2 protein-coding genes are annotated in these 2,509 nt (G+C 74.1%); one reads left to right on the top strand and one right to left on the bottom strand.

Annotated elements, in window-relative coordinates; genetic code table 11:
- Positions 1–265 precede the first annotated feature (265 nt).
- Positions 266–1,408 carry an NADH-quinone oxidoreductase subunit D gene (locus AXW62_RS00845; protein WP_060942767.1) on the top strand — a complete coding sequence of 381 codons (1,143 nt, stop codon included), beginning with the start codon at positions 266–268 and terminating at the stop codon, positions 1,406–1,408.
- A gap of 104 nt (positions 1,409–1,512) precedes the next feature.
- On the opposite strand, the gene AXW62_RS00850 is transcribed toward AXW62_RS00845, so the two are convergent.
- The coding region (locus AXW62_RS00850; RefSeq protein ID WP_060942768.1) for a hypothetical protein at positions 1,513–2,509 on the bottom strand (997 nt) is incomplete at its 5' end.

The raw sequence follows: 2,509 nt of genomic DNA on the forward strand, positions 1-2,509 counted from the left end.
GGGGCGGGCCGGGGTCCGGGCCGGATCCGAGCCGAGGTCCGAGCCGGGCCCGAACCGAGGTCCGGGCCAGACCCGAACCGGGATCCGAGCCGGGCCCGAACCGAGGTCCGGGCCAGACCCGAGCCGGGGTCCGGGCCTGGGTCCGGGCCGGACCCGAGCCGTTGTCGGGCCGGACCCGGGCCGTCGCCAGGCCGGTGGTCCGGGCCGTCGCCGGGGCCGGGGAGCGCCCGCGGGGAGGCGTTCGGCGAGCTGAGAGACTGGGGACATGACGGAGACGACGGTCGGCGTCGGCGGCGCCGCGGAGAGCACGGACATGGTGCTCAACATCGGCCCGCAGCACCCCTCCACCCATGGGGTGCTGCGGCTGCGGCTGGTCCTCGACGGGGAGCGGGTGCGGAGCGCCGAGCCGGTGATCGGCTATATGCACCGGGGCGCGGAGAAGCTCTTCGAGGCGCGCGACTACCGCCAGATCATCATGCTGGCCAACCGTCACGACTGGCTGTCCGCCTTCTCCAACGAACTCGGCGTCGTCCTCGCCGTCGAGCGGATGCTGGGCATGGAGGTCCCGGAGCGGGCGGTGTGGACCCGTACGCTGCTCGCCGAGCTCAACCGGGTCCTGAACCACCTGATGTTCCTCGGCTCCTACCCCCTGGAGCTGGGCGGCATCACGCCGATCTTCTACGCGTTCCGGGAGCGCGAGGATCTCCAGCACGTCATGGAGGAGGTCTCCGGCGGCCGGATGCACTACATGTTCAACCGGGTCGGCGGCCTCAAGGAGGACCTTCCGGCGGGCTGGCTGGGCCGGGCCCGGCAGGCCGTGGCCGAGGTCCGCTCGCGGATGGGCGTGTACGACGACCTGGTGCTCGGCAACGAGATCTTCCGAGGCCGCACCCGCGGCGTCGGCGTACTGGCCCGCGAGACGGTGCACGCGTACGGGGTCAGCGGCCCCATCGCGCGGGCCTCGGGCGTCGACTTCGACCTGCGGCGCGACGAGCCGTACCTGGCGTACGGGGAGCTGCGGGACGTCCTCGAGGTCGTCGTCCGCGAGGAGGGCGACTGCCTCGCCCGCTTCGAATGCCTGCTGGCGCAGACCCACAACTCGCTGGCGCTGGCCGACGCCTGCCTGGACCGGCTCGAGGAACTCCCGCCGGGCCCGATCAACCAGCGGCTGCCGAAGGTGCTCAAGGCGCCCGAGGGCCACACCTACGCCTGGACCGAGAACCCGCTCGGCCTCAACGGCTACTACCTCGTCTCCAAGGGCGAGAAGACCCCGTACCGGCTGAAGCTCCGCTCGGCCTCGTACAACAACATCCAGGCGCTCACCGAGCTGCTGCCGGGCACCCTCGTCGCCGACATGGTGGCGATCCTGGGGTCGCTCTTCTTCGTCGTCGGCGACATCGACAAGTAGGCGCCACCCCCGGAGGCACCACCGAGCACCACCGAGCACCACCGGACGGCGTCGGCGGGCCGCGCGGGCGATTCCCTGACGGGGCCTGACGGGCCTGACGGGGCCTACGAGATGGCGCTGCGCAGCTCCCCGAGGTCGATCTGCTCGGTGTCGTCGTGCGCGGTCAGGTCGATGACCTCGCCCACCGCGCCCTTCCTGGTCTCCGCGAGGGTCTCGTCGCCGATCACGTCGGCGAGGTCCTCCTCCTCGGCCGGATCGGGCTCCCGCTGCTGCTTCTTCGGGTGCTTCTTCTGGGTGCCGAAGTAGTCGAAGCCGCCCTCCGAACGGGAGGCGGCCCGGCGTGCCGCGGCATACGGCACCACCGCCGAGGCGGCCGTACGGGCGTGGGTACGCGGCTCCTGGGGGCCGTCGTCGTCCTGCCCGCCGGCCGCCGGGGACTTCCCCGGCGCGGCGGCACCGCCCTGGTCCCGGTTCTCGCCCCGGGCGTCCCGGGCCGTCCGGCCGTCCCGCTCCGCACCCTTCTCCTGCCCCTCGATCCGGTCGCCGGACCGGGTGTCGGCCCTGTCGTCGGGCCGGATGCCGGACCTGTCGTCGGACCGCATGTCGGACCTGTCGTCAGACCACGTGGAGGACCTGTCGTCGGGCCGGATGTCGCGCCTGCCGTCGGGCCGTGCGTCCGCCGCGGCGGCCCGCTCGCGCCGCTCCTTCTGCCGCCGCGCGCTCTCCCTGAGCCGGCTCAGCGCCTCGTCCGCCTTGGCGTACGCGGTGGCCGACGGCACCGCGGTCCCCGTGGCGGGCTCGTCCGGCTCCCGCGACCCGGCGGGCCGGGCCGCCGCCGCCTCCAGCTCCCTGGCCGGGGACGCGGCCTCCAGGGCGAGCCGGCGGCGGCCCTCCAGGGCGCTGGCCCGCTCGGTCTCGGCCGTGGCGTAGCGGCGCAGCAGCTCGGCGTGCTCATTGCGCAGCCGGGCGAGCTCGGCCCGCTTGGCGCGCAGCCGGGTGTTGAGCGCGGCGCGCAGCTCGCTCGCCTTCTCGGCGTCCGCCTCCAGCTCCGCGATCCGCTCCTCGTACTTCATCTCCTGGCGCGCGGTCTCGCTCGTGGCC

The sequence above is a fragment of the Streptomyces hygroscopicus subsp. hygroscopicus genome (assembly GCF_001553455.1).
GTDB lineage: Bacteria > Actinomycetota > Actinomycetes > Streptomycetales > Streptomycetaceae > Streptomyces > Streptomyces hygroscopicus.